General features: G+C 65.9%; 16 protein-coding genes. 4 read left to right on the top strand and 12 right to left on the bottom strand.

Annotated elements, in window-relative coordinates; genetic code table 11:
* Window positions 1-29 precede the first annotated feature (29 nt).
* Window positions 30-1,436 carry an OprO/OprP family phosphate-selective porin gene (locus tag RLDS_RS45525; protein WP_052034153.1) on the bottom strand — a complete coding sequence of 469 codons (1,407 nt, stop codon included), beginning with the start codon at window positions 1,434-1,436 and terminating at the stop codon, window positions 30-32.
* A gap of 139 nt (window positions 1,437-1,575) precedes the next feature.
* On the opposite strand from RLDS_RS45525, the gene RLDS_RS45520 reads away from it, so the two are divergent.
* Both RLDS_RS45520 and RLDS_RS45515 read left to right on the top strand, forming a co-directional pair.
* Window positions 1,576-3,069 (top strand): ABC transporter substrate-binding protein, encoded by a 1,494-nt coding sequence (locus RLDS_RS45520; RefSeq protein WP_021227117.1) that lies wholly within the window; start codon window positions 1,576-1,578, stop codon window positions 3,067-3,069.
* Between the two features lie 21 nt (window positions 3,070-3,090).
* Window positions 3,091-3,513, top strand: coding sequence for a DUF4112 domain-containing protein (locus RLDS_RS45515; RefSeq protein WP_021227116.1), 423 nt, complete (start codon window positions 3,091-3,093; stop codon window positions 3,511-3,513).
* Here the strand turns inward: RLDS_RS45515 and RLDS_RS45510 are convergent, their stop codons facing one another.
* From RLDS_RS45510 to RLDS_RS45480, 7 genes are read right to left on the bottom strand one after another with little or no spacing between them, the layout of a single operon-like run.
* Complete coding sequence (locus tag RLDS_RS45510) at window positions 3,514-4,341, bottom strand: ribonuclease T2 family protein (protein ID WP_021227115.1); 828 nt, start codon at window positions 4,339-4,341, stop codon at window positions 3,514-3,516. It abuts the gene before it with no gap.
* Window positions 4,334-5,200: a carboxylating nicotinate-nucleotide diphosphorylase gene (gene nadC, locus RLDS_RS45505; RefSeq protein ID WP_021227114.1), complete on the bottom strand. Its 867-nt coding sequence runs from the start codon at window positions 5,198-5,200 to the stop codon at window positions 4,334-4,336. Before nadC ends, RLDS_RS45510 begins: the two co-directional genes overlap by 8 nt.
* The gene (locus RLDS_RS45500; RefSeq protein WP_021227113.1) at window positions 5,181-6,500 is read right to left on the bottom strand and encodes a DUF2254 domain-containing protein; all 1,320 of its coding nucleotides are present in this window, start codon (window positions 6,498-6,500) and stop codon (window positions 5,181-5,183) included. The genes nadC and RLDS_RS45500 overlap by 20 nt, the downstream gene beginning before the upstream one ends.
* A gap of 13 nt (window positions 6,501-6,513) precedes the next feature.
* Window positions 6,514-7,503 (bottom strand): quinolinate synthase NadA, encoded by a 990-nt coding sequence (gene nadA / locus RLDS_RS45495; RefSeq protein WP_021227112.1) that lies wholly within the window; start codon window positions 7,501-7,503, stop codon window positions 6,514-6,516.
* A gap of 48 nt (window positions 7,504-7,551) precedes the next feature.
* Window positions 7,552-8,271, bottom strand: coding sequence for a DUF4230 domain-containing protein (locus tag RLDS_RS45490; protein ID WP_021227111.1), 720 nt, complete (start codon window positions 8,269-8,271; stop codon window positions 7,552-7,554).
* A complete protein-coding gene (locus RLDS_RS45485; protein WP_021227110.1) occupies window positions 8,256-9,134 on the bottom strand; it encodes an MBL fold metallo-hydrolase in 879 nt (292 codons plus the stop codon). Before RLDS_RS45485 ends, RLDS_RS45490 begins: the two co-directional genes overlap by 16 nt.
* Window positions 9,135-9,191: 57 nt before the next feature.
* Complete coding sequence (locus RLDS_RS45480) at window positions 9,192-10,025, bottom strand: TIGR00266 family protein (protein ID WP_021227109.1); 834 nt, start codon at window positions 10,023-10,025, stop codon at window positions 9,192-9,194.
* Between the two features lie 164 nt (window positions 10,026-10,189).
* Between RLDS_RS45480 and RLDS_RS45475 the strand changes: the two genes are divergently transcribed.
* A complete protein-coding gene (locus RLDS_RS45475; protein WP_021227108.1) occupies window positions 10,190-11,128 on the top strand; it encodes a right-handed parallel beta-helix repeat-containing protein in 939 nt (312 codons plus the stop codon).
* Window positions 11,129-11,164: 36 nt separating this feature from the next.
* Window positions 11,165-11,359, top strand: coding sequence for a hypothetical protein (locus RLDS_RS45470; protein WP_021227107.1), 195 nt, complete (start codon window positions 11,165-11,167; stop codon window positions 11,357-11,359).
* 4 nt (window positions 11,360-11,363) lie between these two features.
* On the opposite strand, the gene RLDS_RS45465 is transcribed toward RLDS_RS45470, so the two are convergent.
* From RLDS_RS45465 to RLDS_RS45450, 4 genes are all read right to left on the bottom strand, one after another.
* Window positions 11,364-11,717 carry a YbaN family protein gene (locus RLDS_RS45465; protein ID WP_021227106.1) on the bottom strand — a complete coding sequence of 118 codons (354 nt, stop codon included), beginning with the start codon at window positions 11,715-11,717 and terminating at the stop codon, window positions 11,364-11,366.
* 73 nt (window positions 11,718-11,790) lie between these two features.
* On the bottom strand, window positions 11,791-13,098 hold the full coding sequence (locus RLDS_RS45460; protein ID WP_021227105.1) for a sensor histidine kinase: 1,308 nt from the start codon (window positions 13,096-13,098) through the stop codon (window positions 11,791-11,793).
* A 181-nt stretch (window positions 13,099-13,279) separates the two neighbouring features.
* The gene (locus RLDS_RS45455; protein ID WP_021227104.1) at window positions 13,280-13,945 is read right to left on the bottom strand and encodes a response regulator transcription factor; all 666 of its coding nucleotides are present in this window, start codon (window positions 13,943-13,945) and stop codon (window positions 13,280-13,282) included.
* A gap of 45 nt (window positions 13,946-13,990) precedes the next feature.
* Complete coding sequence (locus RLDS_RS45450; protein ID WP_021227103.1) at window positions 13,991-14,329, bottom strand: hypothetical protein; 339 nt, start codon at window positions 14,327-14,329, stop codon at window positions 13,991-13,993.
* Window positions 14,330-14,359: the final 30 nt, after the last annotated feature.

Genomic DNA, 14,359 nt, shown 5'->3' with positions numbered 1-14,359 from the left:
TGCGCGATCGCGCATCGCCCGCATGCCGGTCAGAAATCCAGTTCGGCGCGCCAGCCAATGACATCGACGCTGTAATCCCGGTCATTCCCGGCCAGGATTGCCGCGTCGCCGTAGCGCAGATGCGCATAATTGACGTTGAAGCGCAAAAATTCGACCGGCGTCCAAACCAGCGCGGCGATCACCGCCTTCTGCGTGCCGCCCACGATCCCCTTGTCGTTCAAATCCAGATAGTCATAGCGCAACGTCGTCTGCAACGCGCCCCATCCGCCGCTGCCGACCGGGCTGTCAGGCGTCACCGTGCCGAAAATGCCGTTCTTGTACCCGCGCTTTTCACCCGTCAGCACATAGCCCACTTCGCCATAGCCGCCGAAGAAGACGGGATCGGCGACGCCGGGGCGCGACACCCGCAACCAATGCGCTTCGCTTGCCCACCAGAAGGGGCCGCGTTCGCCCGCAAATTCCAGCCCATAATGGCTTTCGCTGTCGCCGACGATCTGCGGCGTCGCCAGGAATCGGCTGTTGGCGGAATGAAGATAGGCGCGCTGGCGATAACGCTGGCCGACCGACGAAAGCCGCTGAAAATCGCGCCAATGCCCGGACGCCGCGACATGCAATTGCGTGTCGCCCCATTTGGGCGCCAGCACGATGCGCCCGTCCAGCGCATAGCTGTTATTCTCGTCCCCGCCGTCGGCGCCGTCCGCATCATTGGTCAGCGAATCGGCGCTGTCGGAAAAGACGCCGGCCTGCGCCAGCACTATGCCCTTGCGATATTGCACGGAAAGGCCCAGCCGCCGCTCGAAATTGAAGGCGTCGGTAAAGGCCGCGCGCTCCATCACCGCGCCGCCGGTATCGCTGATCAGCTCGTCCAGCGACTGGAATGCGTTGTGATTGCCCAACGTCACCAGCCACGGGCCCTTTTCATAGGTGATGAAGGTATCGACCAGGTCGACGCTGTTGTCGGACAGTTCCAGTTCCAGCTTATAGCCAAAACCGCCGCCGATTTTGCCTTCACCGCCCAGCCGCAACCGACGCAGTTCGTTGGAATAGCCACGCGCCCGGTCGGCGACGCTGTCCGGCGTCATCAGCAGGCCGGCATCATATTGAATGCGGCCTTTGGGGTGAAAGGTCAGTTCCCCCTGCGAAAAGACCGGGCCGCCCTTCCAGCGAACGGACGTGGGCGATTCGGCAGGCGGAGCAGAGGGGGCGGCGGCCGCGAGCTTTGCGGGGGCGGGTGCGTCAGCTTGTACCGGTGCTGCCGCCGCAACGGTTTCGCTCCCCCCGATGCGGGCTTCCAGCCGGTCGATCTGGGCTTTCAGGGCCGCAATCTCGGCTCGCATGGCCGCGGCCTCCTGCTGGCTGATCGCCTGCGCGGCGGCTGGGGCCTGCGCCATCGTCAGGATCAGCGCGATGGCGGTCATGGATTTCATAGCTGGCATGGAAACGCCCTTTCTCTGGGCGGTGCCAATATGAACTATTTATTGCATCTGCGGGTCTTTCATGTTGCTAAATTATGACAATGGTTCAGGCGGAACCAGGGTTGGTGATTGCGCGTCCATTCGCTACTCCTGCCGTCCGATGCGCATCGCCCTTTCCCTCCCCCGCGCCCTGCGCCACGCCCTGCCGTCGCTCGGCGCGATGCTGCTCGCGCTGTCGGGCTGTTCGAAGGAAGATGGCGGGCTGATCGTGGTCAGCGTCGTCGGCGACCGGGACGATTTCAAAAAACCGCTGCAGCAATTGCCCGATCCGGCGGCCAAGCTGCTGCTGGAAAGCACGGCGCAGGGGCTTGTCGCATTCGATGCGCGCGGCGATATCGTGCCGGGGCTGGCCCAGCGCTGGATCGTCGAGGACGACGGACGCAGCTATATTTTTCGCCTGCGCCGCGCTTTCTGGGCCGACGGCTCGCGCGTCACCGCCACCGCCGTCGCCCGCCTTTTGATGGCGCGCATCACCAGCCTGCGCCAGCTTGACCCCGATGGCCCGCTCGATGCGGTGCAGGCGGTCGTGCCGATGACGGGAGAGGTCATTGAAATCCGCATGGCCGCCGCGCGCCCCTATATGCTCCAGATGCTGGCGCAGCCGCAGATGGGAGTCCTGTCGCGCGATGGCGGCACCGGGCCTTATCGCGCGCGGCGGCAGGGCGGCGCGCTGATGCTGACGCCGGTGGATCGCTCGACGGGCGACGACGATGCGGAGGAGGAGCCGGTTCCGCCTTCCCGCCTGCGCATATTGCGCGCGGAGCGGGCGGCGCTGGGCATCGTCCGCTTTCGCGAAGGGCGCTCGGAACTCATGCTGGGCGGGCGGTTCGCGGATGTGCCGCTGCTCATCCCCGCCGGCATCGACCGCGACGCCGTGCAGATTGACCCGGTGCAGGGCCTGCTGGGCCTGGCGGTGGTCGGCACCGGCGCGATGCTGGACGATGACAATGTGCGCGCCGCGATCAACATGGCGATCGACCGGAGCGTCCTGCCCACTCTCTTCCCGCTTGGCGGCTGGACCACGACCGATCGCATCGTTCCGTCGGACCTGGACCTCGGCCGCGCCCCGACTGCGCCCGTCTGGGCCAGTCAGTCGATGGATGAACGCCGCGCCCGCGCCAGCGCGACGATCACGCGCTGGCGCGCCGATCATGACGATGTCCCCGCGCTGCGCATCGCCTTGCCCGAAGGCCCTGGCGCCACATTGCTGTTCGGGATGCTCCGCCGGGACCTGGGGGCGATCGGCCTTGCCGTCGATCGGGTCGCCATGACCGCCTCGGCCGACCTGCGCCTCATCGACGAAGTCGCCCCTTATGACAGCGCGCTCTGGTATCTTGGCCGCGTCGGTTGCGCGCGCAAGGTGCATTGCAGCGCCGCCGCCGATGCTGCCTTGCAGGCGGCCAGCCTTGCCAGCACGGCGGAAGAACGGGTGGCCCGGATCGCCGAAGCCGAAGCGCTGATGCAGGGGCATAATGGCTATATTGCGCTGGGCGCGCCGGTGCGCTGGTCGCTCGTCTCGCGCCGCCTTGGCGGCTTCATGCCCTCCCAGCGCGCGCGCCACCCATTGAACCACCTCCTTGCCTCCCCCAATTAGGGGAGGTGGAGGAGACGATTGATGGCGTTATCGCAGGACCAGTTCGACCATATCGTGCGGGACATGCCGGGCTTTGGCCGCGACCCCGCATCGGTGCGCCGCCGGATCGAGGCGATGGAGGCGATGCTGGAGGGGCTGTTCGTCATCCCCGGCACCAACCGCCGCGTCGGGCTGGACAGTCTGGTCGGCTTGGTTCCCGTGGTGGGCGACATCGCCACCGCGGCGATGGGGGCATGGATCGTCTGGGAAGCGCGCAACCTTGGCATGTCGAAATGGCATCTGACGCGCATGGCCGCTAATGTGGGCGTCGATACCCTGATCGGCGCGATCCCGTTCGCCGGCGATATCTTCGACTTTCTCTACAAATCGAACACCAAGAATCTGCGCATCATCCGTAAGCATCTGGACCGCCATCATCCCGCGACGGCGGTGATCGACCAGTAATCAGTCCGCCTCGCCATCCTTGGCAAGTGGCTGGACCTTGGGGTCGAGGTCCAGGATCAGGCCGGGCTTGCGCGCGGGGGCAGGGCCGGGTTCACCGCGCCGCGCCGGACGCGCGACAGGGATGCTCGGCCCCGGCTCGATCCGCAAATAGCTGGGTCCGGGCGCACCGCCCTGATGCGCGGGGCAGCGCGTATATTCCATTGCCCGGTCCATGCAGATCCACACTTCGCTCAGCCAATTGCCACGCACCGTGGTCACGCGCAGCATATCGGGCTCCAACCGCTTGTTCGCGGCGGCGAAGGCGGCGGCGAACTGCGCCACCGTCAATGTCTTGCGCCGCGCCAGCGCCCCCATGTCGGGATAGCGCAGCGATTGGTAGAAAGCGCGCGACAGGTCGAAATACAGCTCCGGCCTGGTCGTCATGCAGGTGCCATGCTTGGCCCATTCATGCTGGATCAGCTGCACCGACGGGGTGGCGCACAAATTGTCCCGCACCACGTCGCGCGGCACCAGGTCGGCCGGTCGGCAATATTGCGGCCATTGCTTGCCGACGCCATCGGGCCACAGGCCATGCAGGGTGAAGCCGAACGTGCCGTTGCGCCCGCCGCATTGCAGGCTGCCGCGATCCCGCGCGGTCGAACAATATTGCGGCGTCCAGCTGATCGCCAGCGTGTAGCTGCCGATCGGCAGCACGCGCTTGGGTTCCTTGGCGGTCGGCCCTTCGGCCGTGGGCCGGGGCAGGGTGGCGGGCATCCGGCATTGCGCCGACTGGGCCAGCGCCGCCGATGGCGCGAGTATGAGCAGCAGGGCAAGGATCAGCCTAGGCATAGTCGAAATCCAGTCCGATGTCGGCCGCCGGCGCCGACTGGGTCAGCCGCCCGACGCTGATATAGGTGACGCCGGTCTCCGCCTTGGCGCGGATCGTGTCCAGCGTCACGCCGCCTGACGCTTCGGTCGGCACCCGTCCGCCCACCAACGTCACCGCTCCCCGCAGCACGGGCGCGGCCATATTGTCGAGCAGCAAATGGGTCGCACCTGCGCTCAGCGCCGGTTCGATCTGGTCCACCCGGTCGACCTCGACGATGATGCGCTCGACCCCGGCAGCCACCGCGCGGCGCACCGCTTCCTCGACCGTCCCCGCGACCGCGACATGATTGTCCTTGATCATCGCCGCGTCCCACAGGCCCATGCGGTGATTGGTCGCGCCGCCCATGCGCGTCGCATATTTCTCAAGGCAACGCAGGCCCGGAATCGTCTTGCGCGTGTCGAGCAGGGTCGCGCCCGTGCCCATGATCGCATCGACATAGGCGCGCGTCATCGTCGCGATCCCGGTCAGATGCTGGACGGTGTTCAGCGCCGATCGCTCCGCCGTCAGCATCGCGCGCGCCTTGCCCCGGATTCGCATCAGGTCGGTGCCCGCCGCCACCTGATCGCCATCCCGGTGCAGCATTTCGATGTCGACCTGCGGATCAAGCGCACGGAAAAAAGCGACAGCGATCGGCAGGCCCGCCAGCGTCACCGCGTCGCGGCTGTCCATCACGCCGTCGAACATCGCGTCGGCCGGGATTACCGCCTCGCTGGTGACGTCCCGGCCATCGGGGCCAAGGTCTTCGGCCAGGGTGGCGGCGACAAAGGCGTCAAGGTCGAAGCCGGGAAGCGAAAATGCGTCAGGAAGAAAGCCGTTCATGGGTGCCGTCTTTCATGGCTGCCAGGAAATCGCAATAGCGCGCCTCCAGTTCATCGAGCGATGGCCCGGCCAGGTCCAGCCGCGCCTGCGCCATCAGCAGCGCGCCTTCCTCGCGCAGCCGCGCCCGCCGGCCGGTCAGGCTCAGCGTCGATCCCACGCCCAGCAGGCAATCGAGGAACTGCATCGCCGCGATCGGGCTGGTCGCCGCCGCCGCACGGATGCCGCCAAAGCCGCGCCGCACGAAATGATCGAAATCGTCGTTCATCGGCACGATCCGGTTCCAGTCATAATCGCCCCGATCCGGCCCGCCGCGCAGGTCCCGCGCGCCAATCTGCGCGGTCGCCGCGCCCAGCCAGTGCAGCGCGGTAACGGCGGTGAAGGGATCGTTGATGCCCGGCGACAGCGCCCGCAGCGCAATCTCCACCAGCTCGTCGATCAGGAATTCTATATCCTGCGAGGGCGATCGCATCGCGCCCAATGAAAAACAGTCGCGCAGCCGGTCGGCCATCGCATCATCCGGCTCCGCGCCGACGACCGCCAGCAACACCACGTCGGGATGGACGAAATCGCCCGGCCGCAGTCGCAACTCGATCCGGCATTCTATGTCCCGCGCGATCCGGTCTAGCCCGGCGAAATCGATGATCTGGATATAGCCCGTGCCGGTCGCCGCCACTGGCGTCCCCTGTGGCGGCTGGTCCTGCTGCTCGGCGTCGCAATGTCTGGGGAAGCGATCCCGCACGCTGCGGAGCAGCCGCTCGCCAATCCCTTCCAGCACTGCGTTGATGCGGATGGAGGCCGGCACATGATTGAGGAAATAGACCAGCACGACGATCGACGCCGCCATCAGGCCCGTGGCGATCAGCAGCGACAATTGCGGCACGAAGCCGGGGTCGCCCGCCGTTTCATAGGCGTCGCGCACCACGCGCAGCACCAGCACCGAATAGACGAAGGTGGCGATGAAGGTCGCCAGCGACAGCTGGTTGCCGCGATCCTCCATGAAATTGGACAGCAATCGCGGGCCATAGCTGCCCGATGCGTAAACGACCGCGGCGATGGTGATCGAAAAGACGGTCGATGCGACGCCGATCATCGACCCGGATATGACGTTCAGGACATTGCGCGCGCCCTCTGGCCGGGCTTCATCCACCCAGTCATGGCTTGTCAGCCATTGCGCCGCGCCATGGCGATCGAGCCAGACCGTCAGGATCGCCAGCAGCGCGGCGTTGGTGGTGAACAGCGCGGGGTAGAACCAATAGCTGGCCCGCGTCCCCTGCCAGAGCGCGCGCAGCCGCGCGATCATCGCGGATCAGGCCTCAGCTACGCGGGCCGACATCGCCCTGGCCCACCGTGCCGCTCGCCATGTCCAGCATCCGGTCCAGGCTCTTCTTCGCCTGCAACCGCAACGTCTCGTCCATTTCGATGCGCGGCTGGAGGTCGCGCAGCGCCAGATACAGCTTCTCCATCGTGTTGAGCGCCATATAGGGGCAGATATTGCAGTTGCAGTTGCCGTCCGCGCCCGGCGCGCCGATGAAATTCTTGTGCGGCACCGCCTTTTGCATCTGGTGGATGATATGCGGCTCGGTCGCGACAATCAGCGTGTCGCCCGGCATGGTCTTGGCGAAATCCAGGATGCCGCTGGTCGATCCGACATAATCGGCATGATCGATGATATAGGGCGGGCATTCGGGATGCGCGGCGATCGGCGCGTCCGGGTGCTGGGCCTTGAGTTTCAGCAATTCGGTTTCGCTGAACGCTTCATGCACAATGCACACGCCCGGCCACAGCAACATGTCGCGACCCAGCTTGCGCTTAAGGTAGCCGCCCAGATGCTTGTCAGGGCCAAAGATGATCTTCTGGTCGGCGGGGATCTGCGCCAGTATCTTTTCAGCGGATGAGGATGTCACGATGATGTCGGACAGCGCCTTCACCTCGGCCGAACAGTTGATGTAGCTCAAGGCGATATGATCGGGATGCGCCTCGCGGAACGCCTTGAACTGGGCGGGGGGACAGCTGTCCTCCAGGCTGCACCCCGCGTCCATGTCGGGCAGGACGACGATCTTTTCGGGCGACAGGATTTTCGCGGTTTCCGCCATGAAGCGCACCCCGCAAAAGGCGATGACGTCCGCGTCCGTCTCCGCCGCCTTGCGCGACAGCTCCAGGCTGTCACCCACGAAATCGGACAGGTCCTGAATCTCGGGCGTCTGGTAATAATGGCCCAGGATGACGGCGTTGCGTTTCTTGCGCAGCCGGTCGATTTCCGCGCGCAGGTCGATGCCCTGCGGGATGCCTGAAAAAGCGTTCATACCCTGTAACTCCTGCGTCCCGTTTGGCCGGGGTCTTGGGCTTGTGCCCTAGCGTTGCTGGCGCTTGTTGGCCAGCACCTCGTTGATCGGCGTGGTGACGTCCCATCGCTCGCGATTGTCGCCCTTGCGTTCGGGCGGGAAGGTGACGATTACGCGCGCGTCGCCATAGCCCATGGCGGCGAGCGGCGCGCTCATAAGCCTGGCGAGCGCGGTCCGTCCATATTCGCGCGCCTGCGCCATGCGTTCGGGCGACCGCGCCGACGCCTTCGCCCGCGCCTCGGCATGCGCCGACGCCCGGCGGCTCAGCGCCTCGCCAGCCTCGCGCGTGACGAACAGGCCGCTGGTGCGCACCAGCGTGCGGCGCGCCTCGTCCAGATTGGGCGTGTCGGCCTTCACGTCGGGGGCGTTGACGATTAGCGTGCGGCGCTGCTCGTCCCATTCCAGGTCGTTGGCGGACAGGCCCGACAGGTCGACGAAATAGTCCACCGTATAGGGCATCTTGACCACCTGGTCGGATTTCAGCCAGCCAAAGCCACGGACATCGCGCGCGGTGCTCTGGATCGTGCCGTTGAGCCGCGACACGCGCAGGCTGCTGCTGCCGGCGATCCGCTCGGCGATGATCTTCGTCACCGCCGATCCATCATCCTCCACGCTCACGACATAGTCGCGATTATAGCGTTGCCAGCCCACCAGCATTGCCGCCCCGACGATCAGGATCAGCAATGCCGCGCCCACCGGCCCGGCATAGGCTTTCAGGCTGCGCGCCACAGCCCGTCCTCCGCCGGGGCCGCCAGCCCCCGGCCGTTAAGGTCGATGAGATGCGCCAGCACCGACCGGCCTGCCGCGCCATAAAGGCGCGGATCGACGCCCTTGTACATTTCGGCCACCATGTCGGGGATCGCGCTGTCGCCATGGCGGGCCAGGAACCGCAAAATCTGCCCTTCGCGCTGCTTGCGATGGCCCATCATGCCGCGCACCAGCCGCTGCGGATTGTCGACGGGATCGCCATGGGCCGGGTAGTAGATCGCGTCGTCCCGCTCGACCAGCCGCTGCATCGAGCGCATATAGGCGGTCATGTCGCCATCGGGCGGGGAAATCACGCTAGTCGACCAGCCCATGACATGATCGCCGGTGAACAGCGCCTGTTCCTCGCGCAGAGCAAAGCATAAATGGTTGGACGTGTGGCCCGGCGTCGCCACCGCCTCCAGCGTCCAGCCCGGCCCTTCCACCGTCTCGCCATCGCCCAGCACCCGGTCGGACCGATAGTCCGCGTCGAACGCCGCGTCCGCGCGCGGGCCGTCATCCTCCAGCGTCAGCGGCGCGCAGCCGATGACCGGCGCGCCCGTCGCCGTGCTCAGCGGCCGCGCCGCCGGGCTGTGGTCGCGATGGGTATGGGTGCACAGGATCGCGATGACCGGCCGTCCGCCAATCGCCCGCGCGATCGCGGCGAGATGGTCGGCGTCGTCCGGTCCCGGATCGATCACCGCCACCGCCTCGCCGCCCACCACATAGGTCTGCGTGCCGGTATAGGTGAAGGGCGACGGATTGGGCGCCAGCACCCGGCTCACGAGCGGCGACAGCGTCATCGAAACGCCTATGGGCAGGTCAGCCGGATCGAAAGGGGATGCCATGGGACCCATGTGCCCATTTCGCACCCGATTTCAAGGGCCGCGCGTCGCCGCCCGTGCTCAGCGATTGCCGCCGATCAGGTCGCCAAATTCGCCCAGCAACGATCCTTCGCCCCTATTCTGCCCGCCCCGGCTGCCGGCCGCCGCCAGCATCCGTCCGGCGAGGCGCGAAAAGGGCAGGGACTGGATCCACACATGCCCCGGTCCGCGCAGCCGCGCGAAGAACGCGCCTTCGCCGCCAAAGATCATGGATTTGACGCCGCCCGCAGCCACCAGGTCGAAATCGACGCTGGGCGTCATCGCCGCCAGGCAGCCTGTATCGACATGCAGTTCCTCGCCCGGTGCCAGTTCCTTTTCCACCAGCGTGCCGCCCATCTGCACGAACACCCATCCATCGCCCGACAATCGCTGCATGATGAAGCCTTCGCCGCCGAACAGGCCGGTCATGATCCGCTTCTGGAAATGCACGCCGATCGCCACGCCCTTGGCGGCGGCCAGGAAACTGTCCTTCTGGCAGATCAGCGCGCCGCCATATTGGTCGAGCTTGAGCGGCAGGATCGACCCTGGCGTGGGAGAGGCAAAGGCGACCCGCGCCTTGCCATGGCCCTGATGGGTGAAGACGGTGGTGAACAGGCTTTCCCCCGTCACCAGCCGCTTGCCCGCGCCCAGCAGCTTGCCCATGAAGCCGCCGTCCGCGCCGCCGCTGCCGTCGCCGAACACCGTCGTCATGCTGATCGCGCCGTCCTTCCATACCATCGCACCCGCTTCGGCAACCGCGCTCTCGCCCGGGTCCAGCTCGATCTCCAGAAACTGCAATTCCTGGCCCTTGATCTCGAAATCGATGTCGTCGGACAGGCTGGCGCTGCGATGATGGCTCCAGGGGGAATTGGGCATGGACAGGCACTCCGTTGGATCGCGTCTTGGCCCTTCTTACCGGATCGCGTCGTGCGCGAAAACCATTCAGCTTTGGCCCCGCGCCTGTGCCATTTCAGGCCAGTCGCCGTGGCGGCGTTCGCACCCGCTTGGCGGCGCGCCTGCAAGCCTCTAAGGAGCGCGCCATGCGCTTCCTGTCCACCGCCCTGCTTCTGTCCGCCGCCGTCGCCGCGACCGCGCTCGCGCAGGGGCAATCCGCGCCCTTCACGCTGAGCGACTCGGGCCGCGGCTATGCCACCCTGTCGGACGCCCTGAACGCGATCGGTGATGGGCAGGGCACCATCCTCGTCGCCCCCGGCACCTATCGCCAATGCGCGGTGCAGCAGGGCGGCGTCGTCACCATCCGCGCCGCAAAGCCCGGCACCGCCATCTTCGACGGCGTGCCGTGCGAAGGGAAGGGGGCGCTTGTCGCGCGCGGCCGCGCCACCACCGTCGATGGCATTGTTTTCCAGAATATCCGCGTGCCCGACGGCAATGGCGCTGGCATCCGCCTCGAAAGCGGCGACCTCACCGTCACCAACAGCCTGTTCCGCAACAGCGAGGAAGGCATTTTGACCGGCGATTATGCCGGCGGCCGCGTCAGCATCGACAAATCGACCTTCCGCAAGCTCGGCCGCTGCGACCGCGATCTCGATTGCGCCCATGGCATCTATATCGGCCGCCTCGCCAGCCTCAGCGTCACCAACAGCCGGTTCGATGAAGGCAATGGCGGCCATTATCTCAAAACCCGCACGCCGCGCGTCACCATCACCGGCAACAGCTTCGATGACAGCGCCGGGCACCTGACCAATTATATGATCGACCTGTCCAACGGCGCGACCGGCACGATCAGCGGCAATGAAATGGTGCAGGGCAAGGACAAGGATAACTGGTCCGCCTTCATCACTGTCGCGCCCGAAGGCCGGGAAAACAGCAGCGCGGGCCTTGTCATCGACGGCAATCGCGCCGGTTTCGTGCCGGGGCTGGAGCGCGGCTCCACCTTCGTCGCCAATTTCACCGATGATGCCGTGCGCATCGGCCGCAACCAGCTTGCCCCCTCGATGAAGGTCAGCGACCGGCGCTGACTTGCGTCGCACTCGTTCCGCCGCGATAAGCCTCTGATGCGTAGCACCTATGACGGCGCGACCGTGCGCCTCTATCATCTGGGTGATGACGGTGGTGTCACCACTCTGCTTTATGGTCCCCTGACGGAAGCGCTGCGCGTCGCCGATCAGCAGCCGGCCGAGATGCAGGACGGCCTTTTCATCGCCACCGACAATGATGTCGTCGCCTATCTCGACCTGATCGAGCAATGAAGATTCACGCCTCCGGCCGGCTCCAGATCCAGCTGCCGCCGATCAGCGCGGCGGCGACCGGGATCAGGAACCAGGGCCAGGGCGACAGGATCAGCGCCAGCGCAATGCTGAAGCCGAACGCTGCCACCGCTGCGATTTTGCCGCGCCGGCTGATCGCGCCACGTTCGCGCCAGCGGCGGATATGCGGCCCGAACTGCCGATGATTGAGCAACTTCGCCTCCAGCCGCGGACTGGACCGCGCGAAGCAGAAGGCCGCCAGGATCATGAACGGCACTGTCGGCAACAGCGGCAGAAACGCCCCGATCGCGCCTAGGCCGATCGAAAGAAACCCCGCGATAAGATAGAGCTGCCGCCGCATGGGATTTTTATGTGGCCTTCTTCTCCCCTCCCCTCCCTGGAAGGGAGGGGAGGACGGTTGTTGCTCATCCCTGTCACGCCGCCGGCAGCCGCAGCCGCACCAGCAATCCGCCCAGGTCCTCGCTTTCCTCCAGAGCGACGGTGCCGCCGTAAATCTCCGCCACATCGCGCACGATGGCGAGGCCAAGGCCAGTGCCGGGCTTGCCCGAATCAAGCCGCACGCCCCGGTCGAAGATGCGCACGCGCTCCTCTTCCGGAATGCCCATGCCGTCATCCTCGACCTGGACCTCCACCATGCCGCCGCTGCGGGCGACCACGGTCGCGAACACGCTGCCGCCGCCATATTTGGCGGCATTCTCGATCACATTGCCCAGCATCTCGTCCAGGTCCTGCCGCTCCACGCGGACGGCCGCGTCCTTGTCGCCATCCATGTCGATCCGCGCGTCGGGGTAGAGGCGCTGGACCGCGCGCTCCACCGCGCCCAGGCTTTTCCACACATCGGCCCGGCTCTGCGCCGCGCCGCGGCGGCCGACGGCGCGCGCGCGGGCCAGATGATGGTCCACCTGCCGCCGCATCGTCGTCGCCTCGCGGATCACCGCGTCGCCCAGGTCCGGCGCCTTGGCGGTCGCGGCGTTCATGATGACGGTCAGCGGCGTCTTGAGGGCGTGGGCCAGGTTGCCCGCATGGGTGCGCGCTTCCTCCGCCTGCCGCTCATTATGGGCAAGGAGCGCGTTCAGTTCCTCCACCATCGGCAACACTTCGGCGGGCATCGGCTCTGTCACCCGGCTCTTCTCGCCCCCTCGCATCCGGATGATTTCCAGCCTGACCTTGCGCAGCGGCCGCAGCCCGTAGATCGTCTGCAACGTCGCCAGCACGAACAGCCCCAGCGCCAGCAGCGCGAAGCTCTTGAACAGGGTGGACCGCAACGTCTTTATCTGGGCGTCCAGGCCCGATCGCGCCTGCGCCACCATGAACAGCCAGCGCGTGTCCGATCCGGGCAGCACCACGGTGCGTTCCATGATGCGCAGGTCCTCGCCGGGAAACTGCTTGCTGTTGTAGACATGCAGGTGGCGGTCGTCATGCTCGGCCGGCGCCTTCAATGCCCGGTCCCATAGCGACCGCGACCGCCAATCCTCATGTCCTTTGGCGCTGATCTGATAATATAGCCCGCTATTGGGCTCCAGGAATCGCTGGTCGGCCAGTTCCCGGTTGAACAGCACTTCGCCATCGGGGCCGATTTCCGACGCGGCGATCATCGCCGTCAGCACATAATTCATGCCGTCGTCGAAATTGCGGGTGATCGCGTCCGACAGTACCCGGTCCAGCGCCACGCCACCGCCGATCAGCAGCACGCTGATCCACAGCGCGGCAATACCGATCATGCGCCGGCTGATGGAGCCGGTCGAGCGGACGGGGGGAGGGGATATCGCGTCGCTTGCCAAAAGGCCGTTCGCCCTGAGTAGCCACTGAGCGAAGTCGAAGTGGCCTATCGAAGGGTTCGTGCGAGGTGCTTCGATACGGGATTTCGACTTCGCTCAATCCCTACTCAGCACGAACGGTGGATTATCTGCCCGGCTCGTCCAGGCTGTAGCCCAGGCCCCGGATGGTGGTGATGACGTCGGCGCCCAATTTCTTGCGGATGCGCGTCACGAACACTTCGATCGTGTTGGAATCGCGGTCGAAATCCTGATCGTAGATATGCTCGATCAATTCGGTGCGGCTCACCACCTTGCCCTTGTGGTGGAGCAGATAGCTCAGCAGCTTATATTCCTGCGCCGTCAGCTTCACCGGATCGCCCTTCAGCGTCACCTTGCCCGACCGCGTGTCCAGCCGCACGTCGCCCGCCGTCAGCTCGCTCGACGCATTGCCCGACGCGCGGCGGATCAGCGCGCGCAGCCGTGCGATCAGTTCCTCGCTCTGGAAGGGTTTGGCTAGATAATCGTCCGCGCCCGCGTCCAGCCCGGCGACCTTGTCGGACCAACTGTCGCGCGCGGTCAGCACCAGCACGGGGAAGGTCTTGCCCTCCTTGCGCCATTTGTCGAGCACGGTCAGCCCGTCGATCGTGGGCAGGCCCAGGTCCAGCACCACCGCGTCATAGCTTTCGGTGGACCCCAGGAAATGTCCGTCCTCACCGTCCGTCGCCAGGTCGACGGCATAGCCCGCGCCTTCCAGCGTGGTTCTGAGCTGATGGCCCAGGCTCGGTTCATCCTCGACGATCAGCAGGCGCATGGGCGTGTATTTCCGTTTCTGTTATGACCAGTATGCGACGCGGGGTCAGCGCGCCATGCCGATAATATCGCCTGTCCGGCCGTCGGCATCAACCCACATGACCTTTCCGTTCTTCACATATTTCAGGCGATAGCGGTTGGATGACGGGTTGAACTCGCTGCCGACATAGGTTGCGCCGCCCACGGCGGCGTCGACACGGCGCTTGATCATGGAAAAGGGCATGACATGACCGTCCAGCATCGCGCGGCGGGCGGCATCCTGTTCATCGCGGCGTCCACCGGCGTCGGCGGCGGGGATCATCAGCATCGCGGCCATCAGCATGCCGGCACCGGCTGTCAGGCTTTTCCACTTCATCATCATGGGCATGCCATAGGTGCAGGCCATTGAACAGGTGGTGAATGATGGCATCGCGGT

Origin of the sequence: Sphingobium lactosutens DS20 (assembly GCF_000445105.1) — a bacterium.
Classification (GTDB): Bacteria; Pseudomonadota; Alphaproteobacteria; order Sphingomonadales; family Sphingomonadaceae; genus Sphingobium; species Sphingobium lactosutens.
Note: the sequence above shows the minus strand (reverse complement) of the source record. Positions and strands in the feature narration are given on the sequence as shown.

Coding starts and splice junctions, on each gene's coding strand:
- RLDS_RS45525 (WP_052034153.1), bottom strand. CDS start 1,436: ATGCCAGCTATGAAATCCATGACCGCCATCGCGCTGATCCTGACGATG.
- RLDS_RS45520 (WP_021227117.1), top strand. CDS start 1,576: ATGCGCATCGCCCTTTCCCTCCCCCGCGCCCTGCGCCACGCCCTGCCG.
- RLDS_RS45515 (WP_021227116.1), top strand. CDS start 3,091: ATGGCGTTATCGCAGGACCAGTTCGACCATATCGTGCGGGACATGCCG.
- RLDS_RS45510 (WP_021227115.1), bottom strand. CDS start 4,341: ATGCCTAGGCTGATCCTTGCCCTGCTGCTCATACTCGCGCCATCGGCG.
- nadC (WP_021227114.1), bottom strand. CDS start 5,200: ATGAACGGCTTTCTTCCTGACGCATTTTCGCTTCCCGGCTTCGACCTT.
- RLDS_RS45500 (WP_021227113.1), bottom strand. CDS start 6,500: ATGATCGCGCGGCTGCGCGCGCTCTGGCAGGGGACGCGGGCCAGCTAT.
- nadA (WP_021227112.1), bottom strand. CDS start 7,503: ATGAACGCTTTTTCAGGCATCCCGCAGGGCATCGACCTGCGCGCGGAA.
- RLDS_RS45485 (WP_021227110.1), bottom strand. CDS start 9,134: ATGGCATCCCCTTTCGATCCGGCTGACCTGCCCATAGGCGTTTCGATG.
- RLDS_RS45480 (WP_021227109.1), bottom strand. CDS start 10,025: ATGCCCAATTCCCCCTGGAGCCATCATCGCAGCGCCAGCCTGTCCGAC.
- RLDS_RS45475 (WP_021227108.1), top strand. CDS start 10,190: ATGCGCTTCCTGTCCACCGCCCTGCTTCTGTCCGCCGCCGTCGCCGCG.
- RLDS_RS45470 (WP_021227107.1), top strand. CDS start 11,165: ATGCGTAGCACCTATGACGGCGCGACCGTGCGCCTCTATCATCTGGGT.
- RLDS_RS45465 (WP_021227106.1), bottom strand. CDS start 11,717: ATGCGGCGGCAGCTCTATCTTATCGCGGGGTTTCTTTCGATCGGCCTA.
- RLDS_RS45460 (WP_021227105.1), bottom strand. CDS start 13,098: ATGATCGGTATTGCCGCGCTGTGGATCAGCGTGCTGCTGATCGGCGGT.
- RLDS_RS45455 (WP_021227104.1), bottom strand. CDS start 13,945: ATGCGCCTGCTGATCGTCGAGGATGAACCGAGCCTGGGCCATCAGCTC.
- RLDS_RS45450 (WP_021227103.1), bottom strand. CDS start 14,329: ATGGCCTGCACCTATGGCATGCCCATGATGATGAAGTGGAAAAGCCTG.